The sequence below is a fragment of the Nocardia sp. PE-7 genome (genome assembly GCF_030486425.1).
Lineage (GTDB): Bacteria > Actinomycetota > Actinomycetes > Mycobacteriales > Mycobacteriaceae > Nocardia > Nocardia salmonicida_A.
On record NZ_CP129614.1, the window covers coordinates 1266734 to 1285866 of the forward strand.

Sequence of the window (19133 nt, forward strand, 5' to 3'; positions counted from 1 at the left end):
ATGACCAACACCGACACGACCGGTAGCCACGCCCGACGCTGGTGGGCGCGGCTGGCATTCGTCTGCGCCGCCGCGGCGGCGGTGGTGCCCGTGCTCGCCGCGGGCGTCGTCGGCGCCGTGGCATTGCTCATCATCGGCGTCGGCGGTGTCGTGGTCGCGGTGGCGGCGCTCTACTCGTTCGTCACCCGGTTCGGAATACTGCGATGGATCGCCCTCGGCGTCGCCCTGCTCGCGCCGATCGTCGTCGTGGTCTCGTTCGTGCGCGCGAACCTGCTGTGGGTCGTTCTGGTCTCCGGCGTGCTCGCGCTGGTGACCGTCGTCGCCGCTCGCATCGCTCTGCGCGGCAGCGGCACGGACTCGACGATGCCCGAATACTCCGTTCCACCGGCACAGCGTCCGTTCCTGATCATGAATCCGCGCTCCGGTGGCGGCAAAGTGTCGAAATTCGACCTCGTGCGCAAAGCCGAAGAGTTGGGTGCCCGAGTCGCTCTCCTCGAAGGGCCCGAGGAAATCGACGTCACCGCACTGGCCCAACGGGCGGTCGCGGAGGGGGCCGATCTGCTCGGCGTCGCGGGCGGCGACGGGACCCAGGCGCTGGTCGCGGCGGTGGCCGTCGAACACGATCTGCCGTTCCTGGTGATCAGCGCCGGAACCCGCAACCACTTCGCCATGGACCTCGGACTCGATCGCGCCGATCCCACCCGGTCACTCGACGCGCTGCGTGACGGGGTGGAATTGCGCGTCGACCTCGGCATCGTCAACGGGCGTCCCTTCGTCAACAACGCCTCGTTCGGGGTGTACGCGGAAATCGTGCGCAGTCCGGCCTACCGAGATGACAAGACCGCGACGGTGCTGGCACTGCTGCCCGATCTGCTCAACGGGCACAGCGGCCCGAGACTTCTCGCCCGGATCGGTGAGATCACGGTGGACGGACCGCAGGCGATTCTGGTGAGCAACAACCCGTACGGCAGCAACGATCTGGCGGGACTGAGCCGTCGTGTCCGCCTCGATCGTGGTGTGCTCGGCGCGGTCACGCTGTCGGTCACCAGCACCAGGGACGCGGTCGGCCTGCTGCGCCGTACCCGGCTTCGTGGCCTGGCGCAGGCAACGGCGATCGAGCTGACCGTCGACGCCGACGCCCCCGAGATTCCGGCGGGCATCGACGGCGAATCCTTGCTCCTCGACACTCCGGTACGGTGCACCATCCGGCCGGGGGCGTTGCGCGTGCGAGTACCCAGGGACAGGCCGGGAGTGCGCCCCGCCAGCGCGGCCTTCGACTGGGCCCGACTGTGGCGAACGGCTCGCTCCTCGTCATAGCTCGGCCGCCTTGTCGTCGAGCAGAGCCAATCGTCTGTCGAGCTGTTCGGTGTGCTCGGCCAGGGCCCGCTCGCGTACTCGCCGTAGCGCGTCGCGCAGACCGGTGACGACCATCGGCGAGCTGATGACGAACGCGATATCGTCGACGCTCGTTCGCAGGAATTCCTCCCATCCGGGCAGTCGAACGACGAGTCTTTCGACGCCGGCGTGGTCGGTGTGGCGCAGCGGTTCCAGACGTCTCGCGGCCACCCAGCCGAGCAGATCTTCCAATTCGTCGAAGGCCTGTACGGCAGTGGCCGGGTCGTTCACCGCCGGGGACAACGCGCGGAGCGCGATATCGGACAGCAGTCGAAACGCGAGGAGCGGATCCTGGTCGAAGGTTCGTTCGTCGCCGACGACGAGCGCGCGGAGCACCGTCGCGGCGGACAGTTCGCCGCCGTGCACGTCCGCTACCGGACTGCCGTGATGCAGTGTGGCGCCGGGAATCGCCCGCAGGACGATGACCGCGTTCGCGGCCGTAGCGGCATCGATCAGCCGGGTCACCTCGACCCGTTGCAGCACCACGGGAGGTCGCTGCCAGACGATCGTCGTCGGCGACGGCGGCAAGGGCCGCGATTCGCGGTCGTGTCCGGTGTACACGGCGTCGAGCACGATGCGCCCGCGGTCGGCGATCGTGCCGAGCACGGGCGCCAATTGAATAGCGGAGAAGGCTCGCAACTGCAGTGTCCGCAACTGCTCGATCAGCACGAGCAACAGCAGCATCGCCAGTATCGGTACGAATACCGATACCTCGGGATTTCTGCCGACGGTGATGGCGGCGGTCACACAGAAGGCGACCAATCCGAGGGCGAAGCCGAAGGTCCGCCAGACGATCGGGTCGTCGCGGAACATCATCAACCGGGGTGTGAAAGTGGTGGCCACCCACTGCACCACCAGGAAAAGCATGGAGAAGATGAGGGCGACCGCGCCGAGCAGGCCGATTCCGATCGAGAGCAGCGCGCCCGCCACCTGGGCGCTGGGCGCGCGCGGTCCCGAATCGATTCTCGGGACGACCAGTCCTATCCCGAGCCCCACGAGCATGAAGGCCAGCTGGGACAGACCGGCTCGCAGGCGACGGGTGCGGACTATCCTGGCGCGCACTCTCAGCTCCTGTCGGCACACGAGGACACTGCGGACCCTGCGATGGTCACACGTCGGCATCGGGATCGACTCACCCGAAACGGATGACTCCCTGCGCGCTGTTGTGGCTACAGTGGCTCGGTGCGACGGTGGCGGGGTGAGAGCGGGTCGGGTCGACCCACCTCAGGGGTAACCCCTGGGAGCGTCTTGTCAGTTGGGCTCAGCGTCCGGAGCAAGGGCGCACGCTTCGCGTGCCTCGCAGCACCGCGGACGAAGGATTCTGGTCGCCCCGCCACCGTCGCATGCCGATGAGCCGGGCGATCGAGCGCGAGCTGGCTGTGCGGCTGGCGCGCTCGTTCGAGCTGCTCGACGACGACTGGGGTCTGTCGCCGCTGGCCGAGGCATTCGCCGACGTGATCGAGCCGGGTCCGGCACAGGAGATCGCGGGACGGGTGATCGACCTCATCCCGGTCGAGCCGGTCGATCCGGTGAACACGCTGCGCCGGGTACTGGTCGACCTGCCGAAGCTGCCGACGACCATCGTCGCTCTCGATCCCGTAGTGGTGCCGATGCGATTCGGCGCGGTCGAGATCCCGGATCTCGCCGCGCTGGCCCTGCTGCTGAATGTGACGCCGGCCGAGCTCGACTGGTTCGCCGATCGGGGTGGCTGGTTGCGGCGCGCGTCGCAGCCGTTGTCGCACTACCGGTATCGGCGATTGCCGAAGTCCACCGGGCTGCGATTGGTCGAGGCGCCGAAGGTGCGATTGCGCGAGATCCAGCGACGGATCCTGCATCGGGTTCTCGCGGGCATTCCCGTCGACCCCGCGTGCCACGGCTTCGAGAAGGGCTGCAACGCCGCGACTTTCGCCGCTCCACATGCGGGAGCCGCGGTGGTGATCAGACAGGATCTCCGCGACTTCTTTCCGGCGATCGCGGTAGCGCGGGTGCGCGCGGTGTTCGCGTCTTGCGGCTATTCCACCGTGGTTTCCCGCGTCCTCGCCGAGCTGTGCACCACCGCGTCACCGGTGGCCGAACTGCGAGGACTCGACTATTCCCAGCGCACCTTGCTCGGTGTCCGCCACCTACCGCAGGGCGCGCCGACCTCGCCCCGCCTGGCCAACCTCGTCGCACGCGGCCTCGACCGCCGCCTGACCGGCTACGCGAACCGCCACGGCCTGACCTACACCCGCTACGCCGACGACCTCGCCCTCTCGGGCGACGCCGACCTCGACACCGCCCGGCTGATCTGGGCGGTGACCCGAATCGCCGGCGACGAGGGCTTCACCGTGCACACCGGCAAGACCCTGATCCGTCGCGCCCACCAGCGACAGGTGCTGGCCGGTCTGGTCGTCAACGACCGTCCGGCCGCACCCCGCGACCGCTACGACGCGGTCCGCGCCCTCCTGCACAACTGTCTGCGCACGGGCGCATCCGCGCAGAACCGCAACGAACACAACGACTTTCGTGCTCACGTGTACGGCTTGATCTCCTGGATCGGTGAGACGAGCCCGCACCGCCGCGACAAACTCCTCGCCATGGCCGAGCGAGTCGACTGGACCGGCTGAGCGGCACCGGACCTAGTGGTCGACGAGATCGGGCGCGGAAATCCGGGCGAGTTCTTCGGCGAGGGCGGTGACGGTCTCGCGGATCTGGTCGTCGGTGTGGCAGGCCGTGACGAAGAAGCGGAGTCGGGCCAGGTCTTCCGGGACGGCCGGATAGATGATCGGGTTGACGTTGATCCCGCGCCGTAGCAACGCCGTGGACAGTTTCAGCGTCCGCATCGAGTCGCCGACAATGCACGGGATGATCGGGGTATCGCGGCTGTCGCCGGTATCGATATCCGCCTCGCGGGCAAGGCGCAGAAAGAGTTCGGAGTTGCGTCGCAGGCGGTCGAGCGGCTCGCGGTCGGCACGCAGTAGGCGCATCGCTGCCAGGGACGCGGCGGCGTTCATCGGCGTCATTCCGACGCTGTACACGAAGCCGGGGGTGGTGTACTTCAGGAACCGGACCAGGTCCGCGCTGCCCGCCACATAGCCGCCGCAGCCCGCGAGCGCTTTCGACATCGTGCCGGACCACAGTTCGACGTCGCGGCGGTCGACATCGAAGTATTCGCCGATGCCGCCGCCGGTCTCGCCGAGCACTCCGACGCTGTGTGCTTCGTCGATCATCAGCAGCGCGCGGTGCTTCTTCTTGATCTCGATGATCGCGGGCAGATCGGGAATGTCGCCGTCCTGGCTGTAGACGCCCTCGATGAGAATCAGCACCCGGCGGTATTGGTGACGGATCTCGGTCAGCAACGCGTCTAGCGCGGCGTGATCGTTGTGGGGGAACGGTCTGCGGGTCGCGCCGGACAGTTGGCAGCCCTGCAAGATGCTGTCGTGGGCCAGGCTGTCGTGGATCACCAGGTCTTGTGGTCCGACGAGGTGGCCGATGATCGTCACGTTCGTCGAATGGCCGCCGACCAGCGCGATCGCGTCCTCGGTACCGAGCAGGGCGGCCAGTTCGGCCTCGAGTTCGCGATGGATCGGCTTCTCACCGGAGAGCAGGCGGCTGGCCGAGACAGAGCTGCCATAGCGAGCCACTGCGTCTTGGACGGCGGCGACGACCGCGGGATGGCCCGACATGCCCAGATAGTTGTAACTGGCGAAGTTGACCACCCGGCTGCCGTCGATGAACGAGGTGTCCCTGGTGACGCCGTCGTTGATCAGGAAGTACGGGTTGGACAGGCCGAGCGCTTCGGCGCCCGCGAGCCGGTCGGCGATGGCTCGCACCTCGGCGAAGTCGGAGATCAGATATTCGGGTTCGACGGTGGTCGGCCTGGCTTCGGCTGCGGGGGAGACGGTTTCGGGCGAGTAGGTGAGCGGGGCGGCAGGGATGTTCGTCTCGGCGGGCGAATCGGTGAGTTGCCCGGTGAAGTGGGCGATGACGTCGCCCAGGGTCGTTTCCCCCGTGATGAGGGTCGGGTCGATGGTCGTGCCGGGGAGTTTGCGGGCCAGACCGGCGAACAGGTCGGTGAGCATGAGCGAGTCGAAACCCAGTCCGTCACCGAGTGTTCGGGCGTCGTGCAGCCGGTCGGCGGGAAACCCGCTCACCCTGGCCAGTTCCGCGCGGACGATCCCCGCGACCGCGTCCGGCGCGAGAGCACCGCGCGCGGTGCCGATGTCGAGATCCCGGCCACGTGCCTCGGCGGGAGTTGCCAGCAGGCTTGCCAGCACGGCGTTCTGTTCACGGAAGAGCGCGATCAGTGGATCGATCATGGTTGCCTCGTTCTGTGCCTGTGCCGGTAGGGATTTCGGATCGAATGCCGAGGCGCCGACCTCGCTGACAGCGGGCGGTTCCACCCAGAATCGGTGCGCGACGGAGAACTCGTACACCGGCAGGCGCCGACGGACACGTTGCCCGGGTTCGTAGAGTTCGTTCCATTCGGGGTCGAGACCGTCGCAGTAGAGCGCGGCCACGGTGGCGGCGAGTTCGTCGCCGGTCGCGCTCGGGCCGGGACTCGGGGACAGGTAGCGCGCGCCGAGCTCGGGATCGATCCTGCGCACCGACGCGGCGAGGATCCGACGCGGTCCGATCTCGACGACATGGGTCGGGTCCGTGCCGAGCGCGGCGTGGGCGGCATCGCCGAAAAGGACGGTGGCACGGACGTGTTCGGTCCAGTACTTGGCATCCATCACCTCGTCGGGGTCGAGAGGTCGGCCGTACACGGTCGAGTAGATCGGCAGGGCGGCGGTGCGGTAGGCGCAGGTACTGGCGACGGCTTCGAACTCGGCCAGCATCGGCGCCATCAGCGGACTGTGGAACGCGTGGGACACGGTGAGCGGCTTCGCGATCACCGATCGCGCGCGCAGCGCCGAACCGATCCGGGACAGCGCCTCGGCCTCGCCGGAGAGGACTAGATCCTCCGGGCCGTTGACGGCGGCAAGCACCACAGCGGGTTCGGCGGCGAGCAGATCGGCGATCCGCTCGGTGGTGGCGCGGACGGCCAGCATCGCGCCGCCCGCAGGCAGACGTTGCATCAGCCGACCACGCGCGGTGACCAGTTTGCAGGCGTCGTCGAGATCGAACACGCCCGCGACGGCGGCGGCCGCGAATTCGCCGATGCTGTGCCCGATCAGCCAGGCGGGCCGGATGCCCAGGTCGGCGAGGGTCTTGGCGACGGCGTATTCCATGGCGAAGATCGCCGGTTGGGCGAGCGCGGTGGGGTCGACGTCGGCGTGCTCGTCGAGCAGCAGCTCTCGGATGGAGCGGCCGAGATAGGGGGCTATCGCGGCATCGACCAGGTCGAGCGCCTGCCGGAACCCGCGGCTCGCCGCGTGCAGGGTGCGCCCCATGCCGGGGAATTGCGACCCCTGACCGGTGAACATCCAGCCGATGCGCGCCGGTCGCGCCACACCGGACAGCGGACCGTTGCTCAGCTGTGCGATCGCCTCGTCGCGATCGTGGGCGACGACGGCGAGCCGGTGGCGGCCCGACGACTTCACCTGATTACTCGTCCAGCAGAGCTGATCGAAGTGGTTGTGCCGCAGTGACTTCAACTCTTCGGACATTCGAAGCGCGTTGCGTCGCAGGCCGTCTTCGCTGTCCGACGAGAGCGTGAGCACCCCCGCCCCGGCTGTCGCGGGATGCTCGGTGGTGCGGGCGCTCGCCAGCACCATGTGCACGTTCGTGCCGCCGAGGCCGAAGCTGCTCACACCGCCGTGCGCGGGGCCGTCCAGGGGCATGGGGTCGGCGAGTAGACGCAAGCCCTGCTGTGTCATCTGTAGCCGCGGATTCTCCTGGTCGGCGAACCTCGACGGCGGGACCACGCCGTGATGCAGGCTGAGGACAGCCTTGATGAGTCCGGCGACACCGGCCGCCCCCTCGGTGTGGCCGAGGTTGCCCTTGATGGATCCGATTCCGCAGGGCCGCGCCCGGTTGCTCGCGTGCAGCTTGCCGAGCGCCTTGACCTCGATCATGTCGCCGAGAACTGTTCCGGTGCCGTGCGCCTCGATGAAGTCGATGTCCTCGGGCTGGACGCCCGCCCGCTGATACGCCTCGCCGATCACCTTCTGCTGGGCCCACCGATTCGGTGCGGTGATGCCGTTGCTGCGCCCGTCGGAATTGACCGCGCTGCCTTTGATCACCGCGTAGATCGGCAGCCCCGCGGCCTCGGCATCGGCCAGGCGGCGCAGGACGAGGACCGCCACGCCTTCCCCGCGCACGATCCCGTCGGCGTTGCCGCTGAACGGTTTACACCGCGCGTCCGGGGCCGATAGACCTGCCTGGGTATAGAACACGCCGACCGCCGGGGTCAGCACGAGATTGACGCCACCGGCGACGGCTTGGTCGCAATCGCCCGCCGCCAGGGCATTACACGCGAGATGAACCGCGACCAGTGACGAGGAGCATGCCGTGTCGACGGCGATACTCGGCCCCGCGAGGTCGAACTGATACGACAGCCGGTTCGCGGTCATGAAATATCCGTTGCCGGATCCGTGCTGCGGCGTGATCGCGGCGTAGTCGCTCATCTGCAGGTTGGCCCATTCGTTGGCCATCACCCCGACGTAGACCCCGGTCCGCGAGCCGGATTGCGCGCGGGGGTCGAGCGTGGCGTCCTCGAAGGCTCGCCAGGTGGCCTGCAGGAGCAGGCGTTGTTGCGGGTCCATCGACTCGGCTTCGTGGGCGGTGATGCCGAAGAATTCCGCGTCGAAGGCGTCGGCGTCGTCGATGAATCCGCCGCTGCGGGTGTTGATGGTGCCGGGCGCGCCCGCCGGGTCGTGGAAGTCGTCGGCGTTCCAGCGGCTCGAGGGGACTTCGGAGATCGCGTCGCGGCCGTCGATCAGCAACTGCCACAACTGCGCCGGGTCGGCGGCGTGGGGGAAGCGGCAGTCGAGGCCGACGACAGCGATGTCGGTCATGCCGCGACGGCGATTTCGGCGGTGAGGTAGGTGGCGATGGCCGCGATGGTGGGGTATTCGAAGACCAGGGTCGGGTCGATGTCGAGCATCCAGCGGTCCTCGATCTCACCGCACAGGGCCACCGCCGACACCGAATCCATGCCGAGTTCGGCGAGCGGGATCGTGGGATCCACCTGGTGCGGTGCGCGTTCGGTGTAGTCCGCGACGCGGTCGATGAGCCAGTCCTGGACGGTCGTGGCGTGGGTGTCGATGGTGCTGAACATATTTCGGCTCCTCAGCGGGTTGCGGTCGATGATCGGCTCAGGGCCGGTTCGAGATCTTCGTGCAGGACGGTCGAGAGGCTGTCGTCGAGGAAGGCTTCGCGCATCGAGGCCCGTTGGACCTTGCCGCTGGTGGTGCGGTGCACGGAGCGGCTTTCGATGAGGACGACGCTCGGCGCGGGGACGTCGAACCCGCGGGCGACCGCGATCTTGATCGTCGAGGTCAGCTCGGCGAGGGTGGTATCGCGCAGCAGCGCTGTCTTGACGCCCTGCACGACGACGAGTCGTTCCCGGCCACCGGCCTCGATGGAGACGGCGACGCCGGTGGTCAGCGCGGGGTGCAGCTGCTCCACCACTTCCTCGACATCCTGGGGGTAGAGGTTTCGGCCGTTGATGATCATCAGGTCCTTGAGCCGCCCGGTGACGAACAGCTCGCCATCACGCAGCATTCCGAGATCGCCGGTACGCAGGAACGGTCCTTCCTCGCCGAGATGCGCGTCGAAGGTGTGCCGGGTCTCCTCGGGCCGGTTCCAGTAGCCGGCGGCGACGCTGTCGCCCTGGATCCAGATCTCGCCGACGGTGTCGTCGACGGCCTGCTGCCCGGTATGCGGGTCGACGATGCGGACGGTGAGACCGCGCGCCGGTTGTCCGCAACCGACCAGCACGCTGTCGGTCCCATCGGTGACGACAGCCTGTGCGTCGATCGGTCCCGCGGTGACGAGCAGCGTGGCCTCGGCCAGACCGTAGGCGGGCAGCAGCGCGGTCGGGCGCCACCCCGCGCTCGCGAATCGTTCGCGCACCGCGGCGACGGTCCGTTCCCGGACCGGTTCGGCGCCGCACAACGCCACCTCGAGGGTGGACAGGTCGAGGGTGGCCAATTGCTCGTCGGTGACTCGCTTGGCGATCAGTTCGTAGGCGAAGTTCGGGGCGGCGGTGCAGGTCGCGCGGTACTTGTCGATCGCCTGCAGCCAGCGCACGGGGCGCTTGAGGAAGGTGGTGGGCGACATGAACACCAGATTCGCGCCGGCGTAGATCGAGGCGAGCAGCGATCCGATCAGGCCCATGTCGTGAAATTGCGGGATCCAGGTGACGCCGGTCGAGGCGTCGTCGATCCCGATCGAGGAGCAGATCGCGGCTTCGTTGTGCAGCAGGTTGCCGTGGGTGACGACGACGCCCTTCGGCGTGCCGGTCGAGCCGGAGGTGTACTGCAGGAACGCGATGGTCCCGGTGTCGATATCGGGCATCTGCCACGCGTCGGGGTCGCCGTATTCTTCGTCGGTCGCCGCGACGACGGCGGTGGTCGCCGCCGCGACCATCGGCTGGAAGTTGGCGGTGGTGAGAACCAAGCGGGCGCCTGCGTCGGCGACGATGCCCGCGACGCGTCGGGTGCTGCGCTCGTCGTGCGGCAGGGGGGCGGGCACCGCGATGACGCCCGCGTAGAGGCAGCCGAGGAAGGCCCGCAGGAAGGCCATACCGTCGAGGTAGAGCAGGACGACGGGTTCCGACGATTCCGGGCGGGCGGCCAACCACGCGGCCACAGCCCGGGCGTCGCGATCGAGGTCGCGGAAGGTGGCGGTCTCCTCGACGAGCTCGCGACCCGCCTCACGGAGGTAGGTGTAGGAGCGGGTCTCTCCGTAGGCGAGAACTTGCTGCCTGACGTGGTGCACGTAACTGGGCTGCATGTCGCCATTCCTTCACAGGGGAGAAAGTCATAGGGGTTGACTATGACTATCCGCTCTCTGTGGCGATGGGGATAGTGCCCGCAGGTATCACCCAGCGAACCCAGGGGTGGCCTCCGTCCACCCCTGGGTGTGGCAGCCGAACCCGCGCCTCACACCACGACGACCCGCCGTCCACGGGAGTGGCCGGCCTGGCTGTCGACGTGCGCCGCGGCCGCCTCGGACAGGGGGTACGACTTCTCGACCGGGATGCGCAACTTTCCCTGCGCGATGAGGGCGGCGGCCTCGACGAGTGCGTCCGGCACACTCCTCGCGACCCCGGAGAATCTGACCCCGAGCTTCGGCGCATCGAGATCGGCGATGGAGACAACCGCCTGTGGGCCCCCGGTCAGCTCGACCAGCCCGCCGATCACCCCGAGCCCGCCAGATCGAAGGCCGCGTCGACAGGGCCGAGCTGCCGCACCCGCTCGACCCAGCCTTCGCCGGACCGCCACGGCGAGGGCGACGATCGCGCGATTCGTGATCGACGCCTTCTCGGTGGCCAGGGAGGTCACTCGCGTCGGTGTTGCCTCTAGTTCCCAGGGCTCGGCCGCTGTGGAACAAGCCGACCGTGGGCGTACACGCCCACGGTCGGCCCGATGGTGGCTGTTACCCGACGGCGGCCGGGGCGAACGTCGAGCGTTCGAAGCGGCCTGCCGGGGCGAACTTAGCCAGCAGCTCGCCCGCGTCGGCCCCGGTCACCTCGGTGATGTAGGCGGCGGCGTCGGCGGGGGAGTCGATGGGCAGGAACGGCTGTGGACGGTGCAGCAGGCCGACCAGGGCCGAGGCGAACTTCGGGTCGACGGCGGCGGTGGCGAAGAACTGGCCGCCGATGTCGCCGAATTCGGGGTCGCTGAGGAACAGCCGGGTGACCTTGGCGGCGGCGTCGCTGCGGGCGGCGAGGAACGCGGCGTACTGGTCGGTGATCCACTGCTCGTCGAACGGTCCGTCGTGCACGGCGGCGGCCGCGACCAGGCGCTGGGCTTGGATCAGCCCGCTCTGCGCGCCCTGGCCCGCGACCGGGTCGTAGGCGACCGCGGTGTCACCGAGGGCGGCGACCAGATGGCCGCCCGCCGTGCGTCCCACCCCGGCCCGCACGACCGGTCGGACCGCGCCCTTGAGCCAGGAGTGCGGGTCTTCGGGGATCACCTGGGTGGCCTGCACCTCCGGCAGGTCCCAGTCGATGTAGTCGCGGTAGAGGTCCTTCACGATCTGCAGCGCCGATTCGGCGGAATCGGCGGCGGCGAAACGGGTTTCCCAATCGCTGCCGGGTCGGGCCCAGCCCAGGAACGCCCAGCTCGGGCCCGCGTCCTTGTGCAGGTACGGCCCCCACCACGCCTCGCCTTGTTCGGCGAGAATGGAGAACAGGCTGTGGGCGCCGCCCGCCGGGCTGCGGTGCGCGAACACCCCGGAGTCGAAGCCGAGGCCGGTCACGGTGACCGTGAGCAGCGAGCGCTGCGGCTTGTCGTAGACAGTGCGCTCTTCGTCGATCGGGAACAGATCGGCCAGTCCGCCGCGGCCGGTGGCGACGAGGGTGAGCTCGTTGGCGGCGGCGATCGCGTCGAGGGATTCGACGGTGACTGGTTCGACGACGAAGTTTCCGCCACGTTCGATGAACGTGGTGAGGCGTTCATCGGCCTTGAGGCGGGTGTCGACGGCGACGCCGACGTAACCGTCGAAGGTGCCGTCGAAGGCGATCAGTTCGGCGTTCTCCGGTCCGGCGATGCGCACGCTGAGCCCGGTGTGGCGGGGTGCGCGGCCGGTGTAGCTGTCGAGTCCGAGCGCGGCCTCGGCCTGCTGGGTCTCGCCGAATTCCAGGGCGGTGCCGGTGGCGGGCACGTCGTTACGGAGGGAGCGTTGATCTCGGTCGCTGTAGAGGGTGACGGTGAAACCGGCGTCGAGAAGTCCTAGCGCCGCAGTGACGCCGGCTTGGCCGGCGCCGATTACCGCGGCCGAACGAATGGAGCGGGAAACGGGTGTCTGCGATGTCATACCGGAATGGTGCGCTTACGTTCGCTCGATGATGAGTGTTGCAATCAGCGGGAATCGATCCGAATATTCAGTGCATCAACGTATTCGGACAATTGACCGGCGCGCGCCGATCGCGCCGGGACGGTCGGTCCCGGCGCTGATCATCGGCGGCGACGGCAGGCTAGCCGGCGGGTGCCTCCACGGATTCGGGTCGCGACTCCGAGTGCGGCAGCACGGTGGACCGGGGGCCGCCCAGACGATATTCGGCGCCGCGATGTTCGGGCGGGAGCCGATCACCGGCCCCGAACAGGGCGTTGCGCAAGGTGCCCGGCTCGTAGTCGGTGCGGTAGACCCCACGTTTGGTCAACACCGGAACAACGTGGCGCACAATGTCTTCGAATGTTCCCGGCGTGATCGCGTAGGCGAGGTTGAACCCGTCGAGGTCGGTGTCGGCGACCCATTCCTGCAGCAGGTCGGCGACCGTCTCGCCGGATCCGGTGAACACCGGACCCATCCCGCCGATGCCCGCCCAGCGCCCGATATCGCGCACCGTCCACTCGCGGCCGTCGTCGTCGAATTCCTGGAACGCCGCGACCGCCGACTGGATGGCGTTGCTCCGCACGTCGCCGATCGGGTCGTCGAGGTCGTAGCGCGACAGGTCGATTCCCATCCAGCCGGACATGAACACGAGCCCGCCTTCGATGCTCGCGTAGGACAGGTACTCCTCGCGTTTGGCCCGCGCCGCCTCGTCCGTCTCGTCGGTGATAATGGTGGCCAACGCGTAGATCCTGGCCGCGTACCGGTCACGCCCCGCCGCCTCGAGCGCGTCGCGCACGCGTGAAACGGTCTGCGCCAGCACTCGTTTCGACGGACCTGCGATGAAGATCGCCTCGGCGTTCTCGGCCGCGAATCGGACACCGCGCGGTGAGGCGCCCGCCTGATAGATCACCGGCGTCCGTTGCGGTGACGGTTCGGAGACGTGGATCCCCGGCACCGTGTAGTGCTTGCCGTAGTGGCCGATGTGGTGCACCTTCGCCGGATCGGTGTAGATGCCGCGTTCGGCATCGCGCACCACCGCGTCGTCCTCCCACGAACCCTCCCAGAGCTTGTAGAGCACCTCGAGGTATTCGTCGGCCTGGTTGTAGCGTTCGTCGTGGTCGAGTTGATCGTCGGCGCCGAAATTCCTTGCCGCGGAGGGTAGATACCCGGTCACGACATTCCAGCCGAGCCTGCCGTTGGTCAGGTGATCGAGGGTGGACAGGCGACGGGCGAACGGAAACGGATGCTCGAATCCGGTACCGGTGGTGATCCCGAAACCGAGGTGCTCGGTCACCGCCGCCATCGCCGACACCAGCAGCAGCGGATCGGAGACGGGTGTCTGCGCGCCCTGGCGCAGTGCGGCGATGTCGTTGCCGCCGTAGACGTCATAGGTGCCGAGGACGTCGGCGATGAAGATCCCGTCGAAGCGCCCACGCTCCAGGAGTTTCGCCAGCTCGGTCCAGTAGCCGATGTCGGTGTAGCGGTGCGACTGGTCCGCCGGATGTCGCCACAGCCCCGGCGACTGGTGGGCGACGCAGTTCATGTCGAAGGCGTTGAACCGGATCGGCCTGCTCATCGCGATGCGGCCTCGGGACGCGCCGCGCTCGAATCCTCCGGATTCGCGGAAGCCGGTGTGCCGGTGTTCCGCTCGCCCGCGCTCCAGCCGAACGGCAGCTCGGTGCCGTTGAGCAGGTAGTCGCCGACCGCACGCGCTTTGAAGATGGCGGGATTGTGGACCGAGATGGTGCGGGCGTTACGCCAATGCCGATCCAGGCGCAGCTGTTCGGACACGATCGAGGCCCCGCCGAGTTCGAACAACTGGGTGGTGGCGGCGAGCACGATGTCGATCACCCCGAGTTGTGCCTGCGCGGCGGCCAATTCGGCGGCCACGAGATCCTGTTCGTCTTTCGCTCCGGCGTCGAGTACCCGGTCGAGCACATCTGCCACCGCGAGCACCGTCGCGCGCGCGGTGAACGCCGCGGCCGACAGCTTGCCGATCACCTGCTGGACGAGCGGGTCTTCGCGCGGGAGATCGGCGGAGCCGTGGGTGTAGGTGCGGGTGCGCGCGCTCACCCATTCCCTGGCATCGCGTTCGGCGCGCGCGGCGATCCCCGCGAGCACCGCGAGCTGTACCAGTTGCAGGTAGGCGGTGCCGTAGGTGGGGCCCGCGACACCGTAACCGGGGCCGAGGACACGGTCTTCGGCAACAACGACATCGGTGAACTCGGTGGTGCCGCTCGCGGTGAGCCGCTGCCCGAAACCGTCCCAGTCATCGTGTTGCACCACCCCCTCGGCATTCGCGTCGACCAGCACGCCGAGCCGCTCACCGTCACGGTCGGCCGCGACGAGGATGTGATCGGCGAACAGCGATCCGGTGCTGTAGTACTTCACGCCGTTGAGCAGCAGTCGGTCACCGTCGCGGGTCAACCGGGTGCGATACCGGTCGACCGCGCCGACCCCCGGCTCGGTGATCGCGTTGCCGACGAGAGTGCCCGCCGCGACCGCCCGCAACCACCGCTCCCGCTCCGGCCCCGCCTCCGCCAGGATCTGATCCTCGACGAACGACCAGTGCACCCGCAGTGCCTGCGGCAGATTCGACTCGGCCGCGGCCAGGTCGATGAGCAGCCGGAACAGCTGTCGCACGCTGGCGCCGTACCCGCCGAACTCGACCGGCACCCGCAACGCCCCGAATCTGGCTTCCTTCAGCCAGCCCACCTCGTCGAACGGCAACCGCCGGTCGACCTCCCGCTCGACCGCGCCCGTGGCGATCCGGTCGAAGATCGGGGCGAAGACGGCGTCCAGCTCGGAATCGGTGGTCGATGGCGCGGCGGTGGAAGTCATCCACCCACGATCGCGCAGGGCGATGCCGGATTCACGGGTTGCGCGCAGCGCGATCTCAACGGCCGCCGCCGACGACGGCCGCGACCGCGCCCGCGCTTATGGCGAGCAACGATCGGGCGGCGTCCGGTCAGTGTCCTCGGGCGATCCACTCCGCGAGCGCGGGCCGCTCCGTGCCGATGGTGGTGGTGTCGCCGTGGCCGGTGTGGACCGTCGTCTCCTCCGGGAGCGTGAGCAACCGGTCACGGATCGAATCGATGATCGTGTCGAAGTCGGAGAACGAGCGGCCGGTGGCGCCGGGGCCGCCCGCGAAGAGGGTGTCGCCAGTGAACAGGGCAGCGAGATCGGGGAGGTGCAGGGAGACCGAGCCGGGGGAGTGGCCGGGGGTGTGCAGAATGTCGATGTCGATGCCCGCCACCGTGATTCGCGGAGTGTCGGCCAAGGAGCGGTAGTCGGCGTCCGGGTGGGTCATGCGCCAGAGAGGCTCGTCGCCGGGGTGGAGCAGGACCGGGGCGTCGAGGCGCTCGGCCAGTTCCGGGGCGACGGTCACATGGTCGTTGTGGCCGTGCGTGCACAGGATGGCGGTGACCTGACGGTTGCCGACCGCGGCGGCGATGGCGTCGGCGTCGTGGGCGGCGTCGATGACGAGCACCTCGGTGTCGTCGCCGATGAGCCACACATTGTTGTCGACATCCCAGGTACCACCGTCGAGCGCGAAAGTGCCCGAGGTGACGACTCTTTCGATGCGGGTCACCAGACCACCACCGAACGCAGCACCTGGCCCTGCGCCATCGCGGCGAACGCCTGCTCGACCCCGTCGATGTCGATCCGTTCGGTGACGAACCGGTCCAGCGGCAGTCGGCCCTGGCGATAGAGGTCGATGAGCATCGGGAAGTCGCGCTCGGGCAGGCAGTCGCCGTACCAGGAGGATTTCAGCGCGCCGCCGTGCGAGAACAAGTCGATGAGCGGCATCTCCAGCTTCATGTCGGGAGTCGGCACACCGACGAGCACGACCGTGCCGGCCAGATCGCGCCCGTAGAACGCCTGCTGCCAGGTCTCCGGACGACCGACCGCGTCGATCACCACATCGGCGCCGAAATCGCCGGTGAGTTCCTTGATCCGCTCGACCACGTCCTCGCTGGTCGCGTCGATGGTATGGGTAGCGCCGAAGTCTTTGGCCCAGTCCAGCTTTCGCTGATCACGGTCGACCGCGATGATCGTGCCCGCACCGGCGAGGCGCGCACCGGCGATCGCCGCGTCACCCACGCCACCACAGCCGATCACCGCGACGCTGTCGCCGCGCGAGACATTGCCGGTGTTCATGGCGGCGCCGATCCCGGCCATCACGCCACAGCCGAGCAGACCCGCCACGGCCGGGTCGGTCTCGGAATCGACCTTGGTGCACTGCTTTTCGTGCACGAGGGTCTTGTCGGCGAACGCGCCGACCCCGAGGGCGGGGGTGAGCGGGGTGCCGTCGGTGAGCGTCATCGGGACGCTGGCGTTGTGGGTGTCGAAGCAGTACCAGGGTCGTCCGCGCCGACACGCTCGGCATTCACCGCACACCGCGCGCCAGTTGAGGACGACGAAGTCACCCTCGGCCACGTGGGTCACGGCCGCGCCCACGGTCTCGACCACACCGGCAGCCTCGTGCCCGAGCAGGAACGGGAACTCGTCGTTGATCCCGCCGTCGCGGTAGTGCAGGTCGGTGTGGCAAACACCGCAGGCCTGAACGCGGACGACTACATCATGGGGTCCCGGATCGGGAATCACGATGTCGACGGTTTCGACGGGCGCATCCTTCGCGCGGGCTATGACCGCGCGGACGGTGTCTGGCATGCGGACCTCCTCATGGTTGACGTATCGACGTCAACGCTAGCGGTGCCGCGCGCCCGATCAGTTCGGGATGGGTGGGATCTCGCCCGTCGGCGGGCCGAGTTCTTCCTTGACGTGGTGCTCGACGAGCAACGGAACATAGTCGCGGATGTGCACTTTGCCGAACGCGTCGTACACGTGGTGCACGATGTCGGCCAGTTCGGCGGGCGCGATGGTCGGGTACCGGATGATCAACCGCTCGATGACCTCGTCGAGTTGGCGGTTCTCGTGAGTAGTCATATTCGAGGGTTACCCGGAGACGACGTCGATCAACGGGTCGGTGCCTACTTTTCGTCGGGAACCAGATCGGTGGTGCTCGTTCGGGACATAGATGCTGTCGATGGTGGTGATCGGCGCTGCGTCCTGGACGTGGTGGCGCCGGGTCGGCACGGTGGAGGGTGACCTGACCAGAGGAGACACCTGATGAATGCGGCTCGTCCGACAGCTCGTGGCCCCCGCGCGGCCGTGCTCGCGCTCGCGGTTCTCGCGGTGGGGATCGGCGCCTGCTCCGCCGACCCGGGAACCCCGGAAACCGCACCACCGGCTTCGGCGGCGCCAGGCGAATCCACCGCCGCACCGCAGACCCGGCAGCTCGACCACGCACTCGACGACGACCTCTACGACGCGGCAGTCGCCGACGACGCCGCCCGGGTCCGCGACCTGATCGCCCGCGGCGCCGACATGGAGACGCGTGGCGACAACGGGCGCACGCCACTGGTCGCCGCTACCAAGAACACGGCGAGCGCGGCCGCGGTGGCGCTGATCGAGGCGGGCGCCGACGTGAACGCCGTGGACGACCTCCAGGACTCCGCCTACCTGTACGCCGGCGCCGAGGGCCTCGACGAGATCCTCGCCGCGACCCTGCGCCATGGCGCGGACCTGCGCAGTGTGAACCGCTACGGCGGTACGGCGCTCATCCCGGCGAGCGAGCACGCGCATGTGAGCACCGTGCGGATGTTGATCGCCGCGGGAGTCGACGTCGACCACGTGAACACACCGCGGTGGACCGCACTGCAGGAGGCGATCGTCTACGGCGACGGCTCGCAGCCCTACCAGGAAACCGTCACCGCGCTGCTCGCCGCGGGTGCCGATCCGCAGATCCGCGACGCCGACGGCCGCACCGCGCTCCAGAACGCCGAACGCCTCGATCAAGACGCGATCGTGGCCTTGCTGCGCTGAACCGGACCGCCGTTTCGGGCACCGCGCTTTCGCGCGCTTACCGCACGTGTTCGCGCAGCAGTTCGGCGAAAGCCGTCGCGGCGGCGCTGCGGTAGGTTTCCGCTGCGCGCAACAGGGTGACGGTTCGTCGCGGCATGCCGGGCTGCAACGGGATTCGAGCAAGCCGCGGGTGGGTGTCGGTGACCGCCTCGGGCAGGATCGTCACCAGGTTCGAGTCGGATACCGCCTCGAGCAGCGCCTGAATCGAATCGACCTCCACCGTGATTCGTGGCGAGACGCCGTGCGTGTGGAGGTAGCTGTCGATGTGGCGGCGGGTCGCGAAAGACGAATTGAGCAAAGCGAGATCGTGGCCGACCAGATCGCCGGGTGCGATGGTCTCGGGTCGGTCGGGGTGCGCGGCGATGCCCAACACGGTGGCCAAGGCCTCCTCGTACAGCGCTTCGGCCGCGATGCCGGGCAGACGCGGTGGATCGAAGGCGATACCGAGGTCGATGTGGTCGTCGAGTAGCTCGGACTCGATCACATCTTGGGAGGACTCGCCGAACTCGACAGCGATCCCCGGATAGCGCGCCCGGAATCGCGCGATGAGCGGGCCGATCAGATACGGCGTGAAGGTGGGGGTCGCGGCGAAGCGGAGCACGCCGCGACTGAGATCGGTGACGTCGTGCACGGCCCGCTGTGCCGCGGCGACCTCGTCGACGGCCCGGCGGGCATGCGCGAGGTAGGCCGCGCCCGCGTCGGTGAGCCGCACACTGCGCCCGGCCCGGTCGAGCAACACCGCCCCCACGGCGCGCTCGAGCTGCTTGATCTGGTGCGACAGCGTCGGCTGCGACACGTGCAGTTCCTCGGCGGCCCTGGTGAAATTCCCGTGTTCGGCGACGGCGGCCAGATAGCGCAGGTGCCGAAGTTCTGGCGTCACC

General features: G+C 68.5%; 14 protein-coding genes and 1 pseudogene. 3 read left to right on the forward strand and 12 right to left on the reverse strand.

The genetic code is table 11. The features are described from left to right. Complete coding sequence (locus tag QX204_RS05930) at nt 1–1317, forward strand: diacylglycerol/lipid kinase family protein (RefSeq protein WP_301905561.1); 1317 nt, start codon at nt 1–3, stop codon at nt 1315–1317. On the opposite strand, the gene QX204_RS05935 is transcribed toward QX204_RS05930, so the two are convergent. Further along, the gene (locus tag QX204_RS05935) at nt 1312–2457 is read right to left on the reverse strand and encodes a DUF2254 family protein (protein ID WP_301905562.1); all 1146 of its coding nucleotides are present in this window, start codon (nt 2455–2457) and stop codon (nt 1312–1314) included. The genes QX204_RS05930 and QX204_RS05935 overlap by 6 nt on opposite strands. A gap of 287 nt (nt 2458–2744) precedes the next feature. Here QX204_RS05935 and QX204_RS05940 point away from each other — a divergent pair, with 287 nt between their 5' ends. Further along, nucleotides 2745–4001 carry a reverse transcriptase family protein gene (locus tag QX204_RS05940; protein WP_301905563.1) on the forward strand — a complete coding sequence of 419 codons (1257 nt, stop codon included), beginning with the start codon at nt 2745–2747 and terminating at the stop codon, nt 3999–4001. A 12-nt stretch (nt 4002–4013) separates the two neighbouring features. Here QX204_RS05940 and QX204_RS05945 read toward each other — a convergent pair whose 3' ends face one another. The 10 genes and pseudogenes from QX204_RS05945 to QX204_RS05990 form a co-directional block, all read right to left on the reverse strand. Then, complete coding sequence (locus tag QX204_RS05945; protein ID WP_301905564.1) at nt 4014–8336, reverse strand: type I polyketide synthase; 4323 nt, start codon at nt 8334–8336, stop codon at nt 4014–4016. Then, complete coding sequence (locus QX204_RS05950) at nt 8333–8599, reverse strand: acyl carrier protein (RefSeq protein WP_301905565.1); 267 nt, start codon at nt 8597–8599, stop codon at nt 8333–8335. Before QX204_RS05950 ends, QX204_RS05945 begins: the two co-directional genes overlap by 4 nt. A gap of 11 nt (nt 8600–8610) precedes the next feature. Then, nucleotides 8611–10278: a fatty acyl-AMP ligase gene (locus QX204_RS05955; RefSeq protein ID WP_301905567.1), complete on the reverse strand. Its 1668-nt coding sequence runs from the start codon at nt 10276–10278 to the stop codon at nt 8611–8613. A 149-nt stretch (nt 10279–10427) separates the two neighbouring features. Beyond that, nucleotides 10428–10790, reverse strand: a pseudogene (locus QX204_RS05960) (zinc-binding dehydrogenase); the annotation flags it as partial. Between the two features lie 133 nt (nt 10791–10923). Beyond that, nucleotides 10924–12306, reverse strand: a complete 1383-nt coding sequence (locus QX204_RS05965; RefSeq protein ID WP_301905569.1) for a styrene monooxygenase/indole monooxygenase family protein — start codon at nt 12304–12306, stop codon at nt 10924–10926. Nucleotides 12307–12466: 160 nt separating this feature from the next. Beyond that, a complete protein-coding gene (locus QX204_RS05970; RefSeq protein ID WP_301905570.1) occupies nt 12467–13900 on the reverse strand; it encodes an LLM class flavin-dependent oxidoreductase in 1434 nt (477 codons plus the stop codon). Then, the gene (locus QX204_RS05975) at nt 13897–15165 is read right to left on the reverse strand and encodes an acyl-CoA dehydrogenase family protein (RefSeq protein ID WP_301905571.1); all 1269 of its coding nucleotides are present in this window, start codon (nt 15163–15165) and stop codon (nt 13897–13899) included. Before QX204_RS05975 ends, QX204_RS05970 begins: the two co-directional genes overlap by 4 nt. 127 nt (nt 15166–15292) lie before the next feature. After that, nucleotides 15293–15919: an MBL fold metallo-hydrolase gene (locus QX204_RS05980; protein WP_301907924.1), complete on the reverse strand. Its 627-nt coding sequence runs from the start codon at nt 15917–15919 to the stop codon at nt 15293–15295. Next, nucleotides 15913–16998 (reverse strand): S-(hydroxymethyl)mycothiol dehydrogenase, encoded by a 1086-nt coding sequence (locus tag QX204_RS05985; RefSeq protein WP_301905572.1) that lies wholly within the window; start codon nt 16996–16998, stop codon nt 15913–15915. The genes QX204_RS05980 and QX204_RS05985 overlap by 7 nt, the downstream gene beginning before the upstream one ends. A gap of 57 nt (nt 16999–17055) precedes the next feature. Then, complete coding sequence (locus QX204_RS05990; protein ID WP_301905573.1) at nt 17056–17274, reverse strand: three-helix bundle dimerization domain-containing protein; 219 nt, start codon at nt 17272–17274, stop codon at nt 17056–17058. A gap of 183 nt (nt 17275–17457) precedes the next feature. Here QX204_RS05990 and QX204_RS05995 point away from each other — a divergent pair, with 183 nt between their 5' ends. Then, the gene (locus QX204_RS05995) at nt 17458–18213 is read left to right on the forward strand and encodes an ankyrin repeat domain-containing protein (RefSeq protein WP_301905574.1); all 756 of its coding nucleotides are present in this window, start codon (nt 17458–17460) and stop codon (nt 18211–18213) included. 37 nt (nt 18214–18250) lie between these two features. Here QX204_RS05995 and cynR read toward each other — a convergent pair whose 3' ends face one another. Further along, nucleotides 18251–19132, reverse strand: coding sequence for a transcriptional regulator CynR (cynR, locus tag QX204_RS06000; RefSeq protein ID WP_301905575.1), 882 nt, complete (start codon nt 19130–19132; stop codon nt 18251–18253). Between the last annotated feature and the right edge of the window lies 1 nt (nt 19133).